This window comes from Streptomyces sp. NBC_01244, from assembly GCF_035987325.1.
GTDB lineage: Bacteria > Actinomycetota > Actinomycetes > Streptomycetales > Streptomycetaceae > Streptomyces.
Map to the genome: position 1 here is coordinate 7,103,716 of NZ_CP108488.1, position 15,140 is coordinate 7,118,855.

Sequence of the window (15,140 nt, forward strand, 5' to 3'; positions counted from 1 at the left end):
GAACCACCCCACCGACGAACGGACCGGAACTGACCGACCCCATGAACCCACTGCCCTCGGACAAGATCGTGTCCGTCCACGCCCGGCACCTCGCCGGCCGCGGATCGGACCAGGTCTTCGACGGATGGCCCTTCCCCCACAACAGCGGTGAACACGACTGGACATTCCATTGCCCTGAGGACGGGTACCAAGTGGCATCCAGCCCCTGCATGAGGCTGCGGTCCGGTTTCCTCGCCGACCCCGGCGGCGCAGCCGGAGACGGAGTCTGGATCACCGCCGCACACCAGCAGCCCTTCGAACCGGCAGCCTGGAAGGCCAAGTTCGACGCCTCTACCCCCGTCGAGATGATCTGGGACTTCCACACCGAGCTGCTGCACTTCTACCTGGACGACGCCTACAGCGACAGCGACATGCTGTTCGACGACGACACCCCTCCTGTCGCCGCGTACCTGCCACTGCTCAACTCCGGCTGGAACCACACCGTCAGCCATAGGGGATCCCAGCGCTTCCGCAGCCCGGACGGCATGGCACTCCTCGAACACCGGTACATCGCCACCGACCTCGATAAGCCGATGTGGACGCTGACCGCTGGCTACCCCGTTGAACCGCTGTGGCGAGCATCCTTCACCGGCCGGACCCCCGTCACCTACGTCGCGGCCTTCACCGCCTCCCTGGTCGCGGAGGAGCCGCTCACACGAGCCGTGGACGAAGTCCCCTTCCACACCAGGCGCCTCGCCCGACTGTCCTCCGTCCCGGACCGCAAACCCGCCAGCACCCCGGCCCTGCCGCCGGCGCCCCCGCACAACACGGCGGCCCGCGCCCGCTGACTCGCCCGGCCATACGCCGGCAACCCGTTGAGCCAACCCACCAAGGAGCAGACCCCCGTTGTCCAGCCGATCCGCCCGCCGCAAGGCACCCACCGCTGCCATCGCCGTTGCCGCCGCCGCGACGGGAGCCCTGACCTGGGCACCCTCGGCCTCAGCCGAGGCACCCGAGCCGACCCCCTCCACCTCGGCCCCGGCACCGCGCAGCATGCCCGAGCCGGAGCCCGGCGGCGTCGAGATCCACAAGAAGGACCCCGCCGGTGCCACGCTCGAAGGCGCCCAGTTCAGCCTCCTCGACACCGTCAACGGGACGAAGGCTCTGCAGGGCAAGACCGGAGCCGACGGCATCCTCCGATTCGAGAAGGTCACCCCCGGCGTCTACCGGCTCAAGGAGACCGACTCCGGCAGCGCCATCCACGACCTTGCCGAGGACCGGGACATCATCGTCACCCCCGGCCAGGTCACCCCCGTCACCGTCGTCGACCCCTTCAAGCCCGCGGAACTGACGGTGAAGAAAACCGACAAGACCACCGGCAAGCCGCTCGCCGGCGCCGTGATCAACATCCGGCCCTCCGGCACCGGGGGAGAAGCCGTCACCCTGACCACCGGCAAGGACGGCACCGCGAAGGCCCAGCTCACCGTCACCGCCCGCTCCGGCTCCGCCTACACCGCCACCGAGACCAAGGCACCCTCCGGCTACCAGCTCGACTCGAGCCCGGTCCAGGTCACCGCGAAGCCCGCCGCCGGTACGACCGCGGAGTTCACCAACACGCCCACCGCGACCACCCCGCCGACCCAGCAGCCGAGCAAGCCGCCCACGACCAAGCCCAAGCCCACCCCCGACACCTCCGCACCCGCCACCCCGACCCCGGACAACACCAGCAGCACCCCCGCCCCGTCCGACACCCCGACCAGCACGCCCACGCCCCCCGCCGGTTCGGACGGTCAGCTCGCTCGTACGGGCGCCGGCTCCACCAGCTGGCTCGCCGCGGCGGGAGGCCTTCTGATCAGCGCCGGGGGCGGCGCCATCTGGGCTGTTCGGCGCCGACGGGCCAACCAGCCGGACGACGCCTCCTGACACACGCAGCACCGCCGTGAACGGCGGGACAACCGAATAACGCACGCGAGGGCGGCATTCCCACTGGGGATGCCGCCCTCGCTTTGTGCTGTCCGCACAGACCGGGCCGTTCCTCCTGCGGGAGATCGCTGACAGCAGAGCAGCAGAGCGCCTCACACGCTGGAACACCATCGCAGGTGCATGTCAAAGTGGGTGTCTTCCTGGCCCCTTCCGAGCACGGAGCCGCCCATGAACCACGCCGGCGATCAGCCCGGCTTCTCCACCACGATCGAGGCCCTGCGGATCCGCACGTGGCTCCTCGGCCGTGGACACCCCACCCAGATCATCGACCACTTCACCGCCGACGACTTCAGCCTGGTCGTCGACGACCGAGCCGATGTACACGTCGCCAGCAAGGACGGCCGCTTCTACCTCGGCTGGTTTCCCGAGGGCCGTCCCGGCGCCCGCGATGCCGGCTGGGTGATCGCCGTCACCGGCACGGCCACCGTGCAGGGCTATCGGGCGACGTTCAGCACAGAGACCCCCGCTGCCGTCGTGGCTGCCGCCGTCGAGGCCGTACTCGCGACTTCCCGGCGCATCTGATGCGCAACGACGGCCAGGACCGGCCCCGGTCGCTGCCGTATGCCTCACCCACCTGTCCCGTGCTTCATACGCCGTGCCTCGGCGTGTCCAGAAGGAGCAGCAGTGCAATCACCGACCCATCGCGCCGTGACCGTTGGCGAGATCATCGACCGTCTCTCGTCCTGTGACCGGGACGCTCCGTTCTTCCTCGCGATCAACCCGGAGTTTCCGTACGTCCATTTCGCCGGAGAGATCGTCAAGGCCCGTGACGGACACGGCCGCCAAGTGGTCTTCCTCGGCGAAGCCGGACAGGGCGAGTTTCTTCCGCCCGCCATCGCGCAGGCCCTGACCTGGCACCCGCCCACGGGCACTGCCTCCCTCAGCCGCCGAGCAGTACGCCGATCCGCACGGCCGGCATGACCAGCCACCGAGCCCCTGGAGGCGCCCCTGTACTCCCACACCCCGCCCGAACCGAGCACCCCCAACACCGGTTGGCTCTGGGCAAGCCCCCGGCACCTGGCAGGGGATGACGGAGATCTCGCCGAGGCCGTCGGGAACGCCCTGACGGGCGCCGGCTGGTCCTGCTGGATGACGGCACGCAAGTCGTTCTTCCACTCCAGCCCCGACCAGCTACGAAGCGCCGAGTGGGTACTGGCCGACCCGCTGACCACCCGCTTGGGCGACCTCCCGATCGCATGGGAAATCTCCGCGCGGGAAGCCCCCGACCGCGGCATCGCGGCATGGACGGCGTACTTCACCGCCGACATCCCCCACGAAGCGCTCACAGCCTTCGCTCTCGCGTTGGACGCGAGGAAAGAGCCGGCGTGGGGCTTCGACGGGAGCGACGCGGTCACGCAGGTCCTGGCATCCGCGGACTGGACACCTGACGCCGATGACCCGGAACTCACCTTCTGGGACGTCTCGAACACCTCGTGCTGGTCCTGGACAGTTCTTCCCGCCGGGATCGAGGACCAGGACCCCCGCCCAGACCTTCCCGGCTGGATGGCCTGGTCGCAGCCGGACCTCGCAAGGCCGTACCTGTGGTGTGCGGCGTTCAGCCATTCGGCACCGCATGACCTCGTAAGCACCTTCGCCGAGGCGCTCGTCGCTCCTGCACCGGTGCCTCGCCGAACCCTCCCGGCCGTCTCCGAGCGGTGCCTCAGGGTCAGCCACATGCCCTAGATGATCAATTCCAACGGATGCCTGCGGAGGGTGTGGGGTGGGCGGCGGCCGAAGCCACCGCGAGACGGTCAGGCGGCGGGCTGCCGGCCGTGGTCGTCGAGGTGGCAGCGGGCGGTCAGGCGTCAGGGTCGACTTCGGGGTGCGTGAACCGCACGGGCTTGCCTAGCGACCGGGCGTAGGCGATTTCGGCTCGGGTGCTGTCTCCGATGTAGTCGCCGACGAAAGCGCCTGTGTTCGCGAATACTGAGCACTCGGCGCCCCGAACCTGGGCGGGAGTCGCGTGGCGGTTGGAGATCATCGTCGTTCTTTCATCCAGCAGGCGGGGCGAATGTCGCGGCCATCGCGGGTCCGGTGCCATTAGCTTGTCATTTTGTCCAGTCGGCGGGGCTTGGTGCCCTTCTTGTGATGGGCGGGTCTGGTGTCCGCCTCGCCGGTTGCGAGGACCCGTCCCACGTCGTGACGGGTTGCCGAACGGCTGTTTCTTGAACCGAGTGGGCGGCCGGGGCCAGGTCGGGAGGGTTTGGGCGCACGCGCTGGCGTCGGGGTCTGAGCGTGGAGGTTTCTGAACCCGGTTCAGGCGGGGGTCGTGGTCACCCGCGCAGTGTGCCGCCCGGCCTCGGCGGTCCGGTCCGGTTCACCGGCGGTAGCAGTGGCTTAACCGCTCTGTTCTGGTGAGCTGAAACAACCAGCCTGGCCCTGCTGGCCAGGGCCAGAGCACTATCACCGCTGATAGCGGCCTGGCCCTACCCGCAGGGCCGGACCTGGGAGACTAGGGATCATGACCGACCGTCGACCGCTCTCGCTGCCCACCTTCTCCGAGCCCGCTTCCGACGCTCCCGTACCCGCCCAGGCGGGTGGGCGCCGGCTGATGCCGGTCGAGCAGGGCGCCGACTTCCGCCAGCCGCCCGGCGAGACCGAGCCCGAGCCCGCACCCGCCCCGGCCCGACGTCCGCTCGCCCCCGGCGGCCTCACCTTCTCAGACCCGGACCGCCATATCTGAGCGCTACCACCACGGGTTGCGCCCCGTCCAGGACCAGCTCACCACCTAGCCCCACCGCCCGGTGTGCCAGCGCCTCCACCTGGACAGATGTCGTAGCCGGCCCGGCTCACGCCTCGGATACCGTGTTCCTCTACGGGGTGCCATAACGGATGTGACGCCCCCCACCGGAGGTAGTCAGCGTATGAGCTCAAAGCGCAGCAAGAATCCAGCCCTGCCCGTACTTGACGACGCATTCCGACTCGCGTCGGTCAAGGACGCCGAAGAGTCCACCCGTGACTTGGCCGCGCGGCTGGCCACCACCGAGCTGCGCCGCGTTTCCCACCCGGGCCGGGTCACCTGGGAGCCCACCGATCAGGCCGAGCCCGTACCGGCCCCGCCGACCGTGGTCGACGGTGACGGGGACCTGTGGCTGCGGGACCGGGGCACAGGCACCTGGACCATGCCCGAGTTCAACCCGAAGGAGTTCCCGGCCCGCTGTGGCGAGGTTCTGACGTGGAACCAGCTTGCCCGCGAGTTCGGCCCGCTGACCGCACTGGCCGACGACCGCCGCATCGGCGGCGGCCGGCGCTGATGTCAACGGCCACTTAGTTCTCCCCGGAGTGTGAAGTCCCGCGAGAAGTTGGACACTCTGTACCAGACTGATGCTTGACGGTCTCACGAGATTTCTGAAGGTCTCGGCACATCCTGGACGGCCGTGACTCGTTGACTGTGTTGTGGCGGAATCACGTGATTCGGAACCAGTGGACGACCGGCACTGGATGGCCGAGCACCGGTACCGGGCGGTGCTGCAGATGTTGGACGGAGCCCCCGTCGCTGAAGTGGCCCGCCGGTTCGGAGTGTCACGGCAGACTGTGTACACCTGGGTCGAGCGGTACCACGCCGGAGGACTGGGCGGGCTGGTGGACAAGTCCCGCCGCCCGCACTCCTCGCCCCACCAGGTGGCTCCCGAGGTCGAGGCCCTGGTCTGCGAGCTACGCCGGACCCATCCACGCTGGGGAGCCCGACGCATCGCCTACGAGCTCGGTCAGCGCGGCCTGAAGCCGGTGCCCGGCCGGTCCACAGTGCACCGCATCCTGGCCCGCAACGGGCTGATCAACCACCAGGAACAAAATCACCGCCGCGTCTACAAGCGCTGGCAGCGAGATGCTCCGATGCAGCTGTGGCAGCTCGACCTGATGAGTGGTGTCTTCCTGGCCGGCGGCCGCGAGTGCAAGCTCGTCACCGGCATCGACGACCACTCCCGATTCATCGTCATCGCCAAAGTGGTCGCCCAGCCGTCCGGACGTGCGGTATGCACCGCGTTCGCCGAGGCCATGACCACCTACGGAGTGCCGTCGGAGGTGCTGACCGACAACGGCAAACAGTTCACAGGCCGCTTCACCAAGCCGTTCCCGGCCGAGGTGCTCTTCGAGCGGATCTGCCGGGAGAACGGCATCACCGCACGGTTAACCAAGCCCCGCTCACCCACCACGACCGGGAAGATCGAAAGGTTCCACAAGTCACTACGCCGTGAACTCCTGGACCATGTCGGTCCGTTCGCCGACCAGGGGACAGCACAGGCGGCAATCGATGCCTGGGTCCACGGCTACAACCACAAGCGCCCGCACCAGGCCCTGCAGATGGCCACCCCAGCCTCCGCGTTCCGCCCCGCCGACACCAAGAATCAGCAACGCGAGGTCCACCTGCCCGAGCCGCAGGACACGCGGACGTCCGCAGTGGCCGAGCTGCTGGCGCCACAGCTTCCCTCCCTGCTGCCATCACCGCGGCTGCCGGTCGACGAGTCCCACATCCGGGCCGTCCAGTTCGAAGCCACGATCTCGCCCATCGGCAGGCTCTGTCTGCCCAACAACCAGCAGATGAAATTCCCCGCCGCCCTGGGCGGGCGCACGGCCACCATCTGGGCCGACGAACGCAGCATCCACGTGTTCATCGACGGCGTCCTCGCCCGCACCCGACCCTCCAAGCTCACCGCAGCCGATCTGAAGGCATTGGTGCTGCGGGGCGGCAGCATCGCAGGGCCTGAGCCGGCGGCTCCCGCGCTGGTTGATGAGGCCAAGCCCGCTCTCGTGGTCGAGGTCGACCGCGTCATCGACAGGGACGGCGCCATCGGGCTCGGCGGCCAGAGAGTGAAGATCGCGCACCATCTGGCCGGACAGCCTGCCACTCTGCGCTTCGAGAGCCAGCTGATGCACGTCATCGTCGACGGCCGCGTCATCAAGACCATGCCCGCGCCAATCCCACCGGAGAAGCGACGGCAGATCAGCGGCGCCCGAAGCCCGCGCACGATGGTCATCCCACCCTCCGCACAGACTCTGCGGACCCGGCGCAAAGTGCCCCCAGACGGCCGCGTGATGCTCGGCGGGCAGCGACTACGAATCGGCCGCACACACGCCGGGAAGACCGTGATGATCATCCTTGAGGACACCTGCTTCCGAGTCCTCGACGGTGACGTCGAGCTGTCCACTCACCCCCGAACGAGCGACAAGCCCATCACCGGCTTCAGAGCGCCCAACCGCGCCGAGCCGTAACAGCCGTCCAGTATGTCCCGGTGACATCAAGCATGTCGTGGAGCCAACCTGTCCAAAATCTCATGGGACCTCACACCGTCACGCTGACCGCGCAGCCTTCTGGGATGACCGCGCCCCTGAAGCGCCCGTTACGGGTGGGTACGGGCGCTTGGCGAGCGGAGTGGCCGCGAGAGCCGGAGACAGCGCCAGAGCGCGGGCCTCGCGCCACACATAGTGGTAGGCGGTGTAGCTGAGGATGCCGCCGCGTTCGCTGAAGAACAGCCGGCCGTCGTCGGCCGTACCGAACGTGGTGACGCTCTCGTGCCGGAGTGTCACCAGCTGCGGTGGGGGCGGCACCACGCGAGTCTCGCCGGGCGGGCGGTTCTTCAGTTCGCGTCCGTCGTGATAACGCCCAGTGTCGGTCCACGGCTTGCCTGCCTGCGGCAGGGTGCGGTGCACGATCAGCCGCCCCCAGCCGGTCCTCGGCAGGCGGCAGTCTGGCAGCGCCACCGCGATCGTCTCCTCCGGGCGCAGGCCCGCGCAGTACATGCCCGCGAACAGCCCGACCAGCCGGCGGCCACGGCCCGCCGGTATCCGCCGACATAGGAGATAGCGGTCAGCAGATCGCGGGCCTGGTGGGGGTTTGAGGTTCGCCGCTGGCGGCCAAATGGGTGGATCCCGCTGGAGAGTATCGGTCCTGCATTCACCCTGGCCCGCGACCTCCTTCTAACGTGCCGCTGTGTCAATTTTGGAATCCCTTCCTGGTTACTCGGGCCGCAACAGCCCCGAGCGGGAGTCGGAGGTGCTGCTCAGCCTCGTGGCTTCCGGGTTGAGCAGCCTCTCGGGCTGGTGGGGGCAGGTCGATCGGCGCCGTCCGTACGACGACCGGCTGCAGCTTGGGCTGGATCGGCTTGCAGTGGCTTGTGCCCGGCAGGGGCTGGAGGCGCCAGTGGGGGTCGCGGATCTTGTCTGTTCGTGGTGCGCTGGGAGGCCGATGCGGGACTGGCCTCTCGTGTTCGATCCGGATGCCCAGGCCGACGGCGAGTTGCTACTGATCGATGGTGTCCCGAGTGAGTTCTGCCGGGAGTGGGTGCGTGCGACCCGTGACTTGGTGGCCGATGTTCATGAGAGCGCACTGGTAAATCACGTGAAGGACGTGGCCAGGGCGCTGGGCCGGCCCGAGTTGTACGCGCACTGGCGGATGCTGCTGACCGAGAAGTCGGTCTTGTCGGCCCCAGAGATGATTCGGCAGCGCAACCGGTTCCTTGACGTTCCGTCCTGGGCGGTGTGGCTCGACGAGTCGTACGAGCCAGTCCCTTCCGAAGGCACGGTTGATGGCTGGATCGCGGTGTGCCCGAGGTGCCGCCAGTGGATGTCGCGGGACGGTGGTGAAGGATGGGTGTGTCCGAGCTGGCGGTGTGCCGGGCACCGCTACGGTTCCATTCCCAGCATGAGGGATGCGGAGGGGGCGTACCGCCTGCGGGGGGACCTCGTAGGCTATATCGCTCTGCCTGGCCAGGCAGAGCTGCGGCTCGCCGAGGGGCTGGCGGCGCGTGGGGCTCGGGTCGTGGTCTCGCCGGGGTACGACGCGCTGGACACTGTGGCGACCTGGCCGGGTGGCTTCGCGATCGGTGTGGACGTGAAGGACTGGAGGAATCCCTTCCTCCTCGCCCGGAAGATCAAGAAGTTTCCGGAGTGGTCCGGGAACCACCCGTACGCCTACGACAAGGGGTTCGTGGCGGTTCCGCAGGATCGGACGCGAGGCAGGCAGGAGTACTTGCGCATCCTGCGCAAGCACAGCACGGCTCTCCAGGCCCAACCTCACGTCCAGGCCATCACCATCGAGGACTTGATCCAGCAGTGCCCTGACCTCGGCGCATCTGGGGTGGTCACCTGTGGCCCGTGATCGTTCCGAGTGGCGGCGGAAGCTGGTGAAGCGGCTGGGGAAGGCCGCGCAGGAAGCCGGTGCGAGCGAGGCAGAGCTGCGACGTGCGCTGACCGTGGAGTTCGGCCTGTACGCGCTATCGGTCTGGGCTCCTCAGGCTGCCGCTCGGGATGTGTGGGCTCTGCTGAAGGGGTTCGACTTCAGGCCTGGCGAGGGCGGCGCTCCGGCGATGAACAGTTCGGTGCGCTGGCTGATCGGGGAGCTCAAAAAGGATCAGGACTGGTACGAGGCCCTCGAAGCGTATGGGGAGTTTCCAGAGCATCTGCGGCTTTTCATCGTCAAGGATTCCGGTTGTCCGCCGGTGCAGCGTGAATTGTCCGACGGATGGGAGCGGCTCGCGGCGTACGCCGAGGCGCTGGCCCGTGCCCCAGAGCACAGGCGCGAGCCGGTACGGCTGGCGGAGCCGGAGACCACGTACACGTTCAGTGCGGATGGCACCCGGCACCGCGTGCGTCTTCCCAGGTGGCTCGTGCCCTCCCCATGCGCAGGCCACGCTGGCCTGCGCCGTCGACGGCAGATGAAGTTCAACTGGGCCTCCCTGCTGGCGACCGCCAGGAAGATGGACGCGGTGGATGCGGCAGCGGGACGCCACTGCAATTGGTACGGACGGATCCGGGACCTTCAGCTGCATCTTCGCGGGCCTCGTGGCCTTCGGCCGGCGCGACGGCTGCACATCGAGGACGTACTGCACCTGGTGGGTATGCCGGCGGTCGGCAAGACCACGTTGCTGACTGTGCTGGCCGTGTGGGCGGCCGGGCACCGGTACACGATGACGCTGGTGCTGGGCGACGTGATCGCAATGCTGAACATGGTGGGCGACCTGAACCGCTATGCACCGGGCTCGGCGGCCCCGATCCTCGGCGCGTCGACGCGCGGTCAGCATCTGCGCCAGCTGCACCGGCCACCGGACCCGACGACGGTCGGAGTGGAGCTGCTGCGGGACGATCGGCTTCGTTGGGTGTCGACGGCCTGCCCGATGCAAGGGACGCTGCCGGACCTTACGGCCCCGTTGGCCCTGGGGGACGCGCCGTGCTTCGGGCGGCTGGAGCTTGTCCAGGATGACCAGGCCACGTCGAAGGAGAGGGCCATTCGGGGACGGTGTGCGTGCCCGCTGTTCTACGCGTGCGGGCGGCACGAGGCGGCACGCGCGCTGGTCGATGCCCCGATCTGGGTGGCCACGGCACCGAGCCTGCTGCACTGCCGTGTGCCGGCGCAGTTGACCGACGAGTCGAAGCGGTACCTTGAGCTGGCTCACGAACGCAGTGACGTCTTCGCCTTCGACGAGGCGGATCGCGTGCAGATCCAGCTGGACGAGATCTTCAGCCCGTCCCAGACGCTGGCAGGCCCTGGCAAGGACGCGTACCTCGATGAGGTCCGTCCGCTGTTCGAGCAGCACAACCGGGCCAACCATGGCAAGCATCTCACGACCAGTTCGACGGTCCGCCAGTGGTCGATCTCGATCAACTCCGCCGGCATGCTCGTAGCCCGCCTCCGAGCCTTGCTGGGAGAGCATCGGCACGTGCGGGAATGGCTGCGCGAGGGCTACTTCAACGAGTGGCGATTGGGTGTGCAGCTTGCCGTCGAGATTTCCAGGCGGCCGCCGAAGGAGGCGGAGGGCGCCGAAGGGCGGCCGCGCTGGAAGGTCGACGAGGAGCTGTTCGCCCGGTGGCGGTCGGTTCTGCGTCAGTGGCTGACCGACCCTGGTGGGCTCTACCAGGGCAGCGACCCTAGGGTCGCTGCCCTGAGCGAGATCTCTGCTCGTGGATACGACGACACCGGCCACATCACGCAGCAGCTGATGGACTGGCTGTGCCAGGACTGCGACGTCATCGTCGCCGACGGCGAGCCACGCCGTCGTCTGGCCATTCGTTTCCAGGTCGCCATGACGGTCGCCCTGTTGGCCAAGCAGCTTGACCACCTGACCCGGTACAGCTGGGAGGTGGAGAGCGAGACTGGCGCGGAAGGCATGTCCTCCAGCTTGGTGCACCGCCCGCCGGCCGAGTATCTGCCGCTGGTGCCCGAGAGCCCCATGGGGAACTTGCTGGGCTTCCAGTACCGGGAAGATGAGCACGCGCCTACTGACCAGTTGGGCACGCTCAGCTTCTTCCGCTGCAGTGGGATCGGCCGGTGGTTGCTGCTCAGCCTTCCGCATCTGTTCGGCGGCTTGGCTGACGGGCAGCCTCGCCCTGGGGTGCTGCTGCTGTCGGCGACCAGCTGGGCGGGGACCTCTCCGCGCTACGACGTCCAGGTGCCGGTGGCCGGCATTCTTACCTCCCACGCCGCCGAAGCCGTCCCCGTCGACCAGCGCATCGAGTGCTTCTACCTGCCCTCTATCAGCAAGGGTCCCGACGGCCGCTCCTACGAGCGCAAGGTCTCAGGAAAGCTCGGCGACAAACGCACCGCCGCCCTCTCCGACATCCTCGTCGACTTCTGCACGGCCCAGCCCGGCCCGCGCGGAGTGCGGCCCAGCACGCTTGAACGAATCAGGGACGACCTTGAACCCGGCCGTCACCGGCTGCTGCTCCTGGTAGGGAACTACCAGGAAGCGAAGCTGGCGCACCGCAAGCTGGTGGAACTGCGGCCCGAGTGGGCGGGCCAGATCATGCACATGGTTCCGGACGACGACCGGGGCACCCATCACTGGGACCACGGCTCGCTCGCCCGCAGCAGGGTGTCCACGCTCGCCAGCCACCAGGACGTCTGGATCCTGATCACGCCCATGCTTGCCATCGAGCGCGGCCACAACATCCTCAACGACGATCACGTCGCCGCGCTCGGCGCCGCCCTGTATCTGGTGCGCCCGCATCTGCATCCCGAGGACCTCGGCTACCACATCGAGTCCATGAACCGGTGGGGTGTGGAGGAAATCCGCAATGGGATGCCGTCCGCGGGCTTGCCGGACGCGACGCTGGGAGAGCGTGCAGAGATGTTTCAGCGCATCGCCCACCGCCGGTGGGCGGACCGGCTGGAAGAACCGGTGCGCTACGCCCTCACCGGAGCGCTTGAGCGGCGTGCGATGGACTGGACGAACATCCCTCCGCTCAACCAGATCGCCGGCCGCATGCTCCGTGGCGCGGCCCGGGCCCGGATCTACTTCTGCGACGGAGCCTTCGCTCCGCGCAGCGATGACAGCATCCTCCTGGGCATGTACCGGGCTCTGGAGGAGGCGATGTCGGGGCCGCATGCCGAGATCGCCACCCCCCTCTACCTCCCGCTCAAGCACGGCCTGCACAACCTCTTGGAGCAATACCGTGGCGATGTATGACCGCCTCCAGCGCATGTCCCTCATCCTGAAGCCCACCGAGAGCGAACCTCTCGGTACATATCGCGCCTACGACTTCCCCCAGCTCTGGGCACGGGAACTGCACAAGCGGGTCTTCCGCCGTGACCGGGGCAACGACGAAGAAGAGGAATGGCACGGTCTACCGCTGTGGGCCGTGACCACCGGTATCGCCGCGCTGCTTCCCCACGTGCTCGTCGGCGACAGCTCAGGACGGCAGGGCAGGGTGTGGCTGGCATGGAACCACCAGGACGGCAGCCCGCAGCCGGATACGGACCTGATCGTCGAACTGGTACGCAGCGGGCTGGTGGTAGCCGCCCTCGCGAAGAATGAAAAGGCCCGCCTGCGCGGCCGCCCAGAACCGGTAGATCTCACGGAACTTGCCTCCGTCCTGGACGGTTTCAAGGCAGACGAGCTTCGCAGCGAGCTCCGTGAGCTGCACGTCCCGAAGGACGACGTTCTCCGTGACGTGGAGTACCGCATCCTGCCGAACCTGGTGGCCACCCAACTCGTCGCCAGCGGCTGGCAGGTCGAGCACTCCGGCTGGGAGTGGGACAGTAGCGGCGCTCCAAAGGAACTTAAGACGTACGGCATTTCGAGGTGGCGGCGCGTAGTGAGCGATGAGGGCGCCGAACTGATCTCATGGCCCCCGTACACGTACGAGAGCGAGAACAAGACAGCGTATCCGTGGTCATACACCCTGCGCCTGACCGCACAGAACCACGCGCTGGATCTGCGCTCGGACAACCTGCTGCACGCCCGTGTCGGCATTCGGCGGTGGGCACGCAGCAACGTCTGGGACGGAAAGCGCGCCATCACCGCCTATTTGTTCACTCCATCCCCCTGGGCCAACGCAACCAGTCCCTTCGGACGGGCGCGAATGAAGTGGCAGCCGGGGCCCAGAGGGAAGAAGGAGGGCAAGATGGTGTGGGATGACGTGCTCGCCGACACACTGGCGCGCTATACATCACGCCGCTACCTCCCCGCGGCACCCGAACTGGCCGCCGACCCTTACGCCTTCTTCAAGCCCACCGACGGCAAACCACCGCTCGCCGGCGTGCCCTTCCGTGACGGGCTGGGCAAGAACGCCAAGCACTCCGTCGGCAAGGGCACCTCAGCCCGCGACCGCTGGCAGATCTTCCGACAGCTCGCAACCGCCCTCACTGACATTGCCAAGCCCGAGGAACCACTGCGCCGCGTTCCCGTCCCGGTGCGGCCCCGACCGTCGGCAGATCAGCTGCTGTGTATCGATCAGCCTGCCCTCGCCCGAGCCGTACCTGACGGCATCGCTGTCGAAGTGCTTTGGGACACCGCAGTCATGCGAGACGAGCTGCTCACCACTCTGTACACGGCGTTCGGCACGCCTGCGCCCCACCCACCGCAGGACCAGGGCAAACCCTCTCGGCACGAGTACGCCCTGGAGACAGGCGACATCCCTGTCATCATCGGGACGCAGCCTGTGGGCGAGATCGCCTCTTCACTCCAGGTCGACAGCACCATCAAGAACCGCACGGACCGGGTCCGCCAGGCCACCGCCCCTCGCCGCGACCGCACCATCGAGCGGCTGCGCTTGCCGGAGCCCTCGAACCGGCAGCGATTCGCTCTGATCGAGATGCCCGACGCGGACGCGTACAACAGCGCGGAACATGACCCCAAGCAGGCGGTCAAAGCGGCAGCGGCCTCCATCGGTGTACTTGCCCAGAACATCACACCGCCCAAGCCGACAGGCCCCCTTCCCGGCCAGGAAACCGCGGCGACCCGTCGCCAGCGCGCCGCCAAGTCCGTCATGGACCTACTCGTCCGCCAGACAGGGCTGCTTACCCATCCCTCAGAACCCGGCACGAAGACCAGTCCCCTCGGTGACGTGACGACCGTGGGCCTGTGGGTAGTACGCCGCAACAAGGAGAGCCGTGCCCTCTTGCCCCTGGCTGTCTCCCACACGCCTGACGAGCCCTTCGCCCGGATCCGTCTCCCCCACGCCGAAGCCTGGATGCCCTTCCATCAAGGTCTGCTCACCCTGACCGACTTCGACATCGAGCGGCGGCTCGCCCACGAACGGATTCAGGCATTCTTCCAAGAAGTGACCGAGGAGATCTGCGATGGCACGCCTATCGCCCTGCTGACTCTCGCGCAGAACCTGCGCTCCAGTTGCCCCGGCCTCACCAACGGCAAGCTGGCAGCGGACTCCCTCGCCTTCGACGCCGGTAGCCCCGTCCCCGCCGACCGCCGCAAGGGACTGCGCCACATCCGGCTGCGCACCAATGTGCGAGACGAAACCAGCCAGCACTTCAGCTTCACCGAGGGAGGCAAAGACGGCGATGTTGGGGTCGGCTCTCATTTCTGGGCGGACCCGCACCGGCCCCGGCACTTCTTCAGCACGTCCAAGAAGCCAGCCACAGCCGGCAACGGCTCCCCGAAGGGCTCACGCATCGAAGCCCATTGGGGCTGCACGGGCAAAGACGAGGAGAAGAACAAGATCTACGGCGTGAAGCACGACACGCTCGCGGACGTCTGGAACCCCCAGCTGCTGGAGCTCCTCGTTGCTTGCCATGCCCAGGACGACGACCCAGCTGCATGGGCCGCCTTTGTGCACCAGCAGCGATACGAGGCAGCACACTTCTCCGACCCACTCGCACTACCTGCCGTGCTTCACCTCGCACACACCGTGAGCGAGCACATCCTGCCGCACTATCTCGTCGAACCCATCACCGAGTACGACGGATGACACCTTGCCGCCCCAAGCCCCCCGCACGGGCCGCGCCC

12 protein-coding genes and 1 pseudogene are annotated in these 15,140 nt (G+C 67.9%); 11 read left to right on the forward strand and 2 right to left on the reverse strand.

Annotated features, from left to right (window positions below; genetic code table 11):
- The first annotated feature begins 41 nt into the window (after positions 1-41).
- The 5 genes from OG247_RS31910 to OG247_RS31930 all read left to right on the forward strand — a co-directional run bounded on the left by OG247_RS31910 (position 42) and on the right by OG247_RS31930 (position 3,645).
- Entirely contained in the window at positions 42-827 is a 786-nt protein-coding gene (locus tag OG247_RS31910; RefSeq protein ID WP_327255419.1) for a DUF317 domain-containing protein, read from the forward strand.
- 58 nt (positions 828-885) lie between these two features.
- Positions 886-1,902: a SpaA isopeptide-forming pilin-related protein gene (locus OG247_RS31915; RefSeq protein ID WP_327255420.1), complete on the forward strand. Its 1,017-nt coding sequence runs from the start codon at positions 886-888 to the stop codon at positions 1,900-1,902.
- 228 nt (positions 1,903-2,130) lie between these two features.
- Positions 2,131-2,484 carry a DUF317 domain-containing protein gene (locus OG247_RS31920; RefSeq protein ID WP_327255421.1) on the forward strand — a complete coding sequence of 118 codons (354 nt, stop codon included), beginning with the start codon at positions 2,131-2,133 and terminating at the stop codon, positions 2,482-2,484.
- 102 nt (positions 2,485-2,586) lie between these two features.
- On the forward strand, positions 2,587-2,883 hold the full coding sequence (locus OG247_RS31925; protein ID WP_327255422.1) for a hypothetical protein: 297 nt from the start codon (positions 2,587-2,589) through the stop codon (positions 2,881-2,883).
- 168 nt (positions 2,884-3,051) lie between these two features.
- On the forward strand, positions 3,052-3,645 hold the full coding sequence (locus OG247_RS31930) for a DUF317 domain-containing protein (protein ID WP_327255423.1): 594 nt from the start codon (positions 3,052-3,054) through the stop codon (positions 3,643-3,645).
- A gap of 357 nt (positions 3,646-4,002) precedes the next feature.
- Here OG247_RS31930 and OG247_RS31935 read toward each other — a convergent pair.
- A pseudogene (locus OG247_RS31935) lies at positions 4,003-4,215 on the reverse strand (NF041680 family putative transposase); the annotation flags it as partial.
- Positions 4,216-4,423: 208 nt separating this feature from the next.
- Between OG247_RS31935 and OG247_RS31940 the strand changes: the two are divergent.
- The 3 genes from OG247_RS31940 (at position 4,424) to OG247_RS31950 (ending at position 7,173) form a co-directional block, all read left to right on the forward strand.
- Positions 4,424-4,645, forward strand: a complete 222-nt coding sequence (locus OG247_RS31940) for a hypothetical protein (protein ID WP_327255424.1) — start codon at positions 4,424-4,426, stop codon at positions 4,643-4,645.
- A 181-nt stretch (positions 4,646-4,826) separates the two neighbouring features.
- The gene (locus OG247_RS31945) at positions 4,827-5,216 is read left to right on the forward strand and encodes a hypothetical protein (protein ID WP_327255425.1); all 390 of its coding nucleotides are present in this window, start codon (positions 4,827-4,829) and stop codon (positions 5,214-5,216) included.
- Positions 5,217-5,403: 187 nt separating this feature from the next.
- Positions 5,404-7,173: an IS481 family transposase gene (locus tag OG247_RS31950; RefSeq protein WP_327255426.1), complete on the forward strand. Its 1,770-nt coding sequence runs from the start codon at positions 5,404-5,406 to the stop codon at positions 7,171-7,173.
- Positions 7,174-7,251: 78 nt separating this feature from the next.
- Here OG247_RS31950 and OG247_RS31955 read toward each other — a convergent pair whose 3' ends face one another.
- On the reverse strand, positions 7,252-7,662 hold the full coding sequence (locus OG247_RS31955; protein ID WP_327255427.1) for a hypothetical protein: 411 nt from the start codon (positions 7,660-7,662) through the stop codon (positions 7,252-7,254).
- Positions 7,663-7,954: 292 nt separating this feature from the next.
- Here OG247_RS31955 and OG247_RS31960 point away from each other — a divergent pair, with 292 nt between their 5' ends.
- From OG247_RS31960 to OG247_RS31970, 3 genes are read left to right on the forward strand one after another with little or no spacing between them, the layout of a single operon-like run.
- Positions 7,955-9,058, forward strand: coding sequence for a restriction endonuclease-related protein (locus OG247_RS31960; RefSeq protein WP_327255428.1), 1,104 nt, complete (start codon positions 7,955-7,957; stop codon positions 9,056-9,058).
- On the forward strand, positions 9,048-12,362 hold the full coding sequence (locus OG247_RS31965; protein WP_327255429.1) for a hypothetical protein: 3,315 nt from the start codon (positions 9,048-9,050) through the stop codon (positions 12,360-12,362). Before OG247_RS31960 ends, OG247_RS31965 begins: the two co-directional genes overlap by 11 nt.
- On the forward strand, positions 12,355-15,102 hold the full coding sequence (locus OG247_RS31970; protein WP_327257714.1) for an RNaseH domain-containing protein: 2,748 nt from the start codon (positions 12,355-12,357) through the stop codon (positions 15,100-15,102). The genes OG247_RS31965 and OG247_RS31970 overlap by 8 nt, the downstream gene beginning before the upstream one ends.
- Positions 15,103-15,140 lie beyond the last annotated feature (38 nt).

Coding starts and splice junctions, on each gene's coding strand:
- OG247_RS31920 (WP_327255421.1), top strand. CDS start 2,131: ATGAACCACGCCGGCGATCAGCCCGGCTTCTCCACCACGATCGAGGCC.
- OG247_RS31910 (WP_327255419.1), top strand. CDS start 42: ATGAACCCACTGCCCTCGGACAAGATCGTGTCCGTCCACGCCCGGCAC.
- OG247_RS31940 (WP_327255424.1), top strand. CDS start 4,424: ATGACCGACCGTCGACCGCTCTCGCTGCCCACCTTCTCCGAGCCCGCT.
- OG247_RS31945 (WP_327255425.1), top strand. CDS start 4,827: ATGAGCTCAAAGCGCAGCAAGAATCCAGCCCTGCCCGTACTTGACGAC.
- OG247_RS31950 (WP_327255426.1), top strand. CDS start 5,404: ATGGCCGAGCACCGGTACCGGGCGGTGCTGCAGATGTTGGACGGAGCC.
- OG247_RS31930 (WP_327255423.1), top strand. CDS start 3,052: ATGACGGCACGCAAGTCGTTCTTCCACTCCAGCCCCGACCAGCTACGA.
- OG247_RS31970 (WP_327257714.1), top strand. CDS start 12,355: ATGTATGACCGCCTCCAGCGCATGTCCCTCATCCTGAAGCCCACCGAG.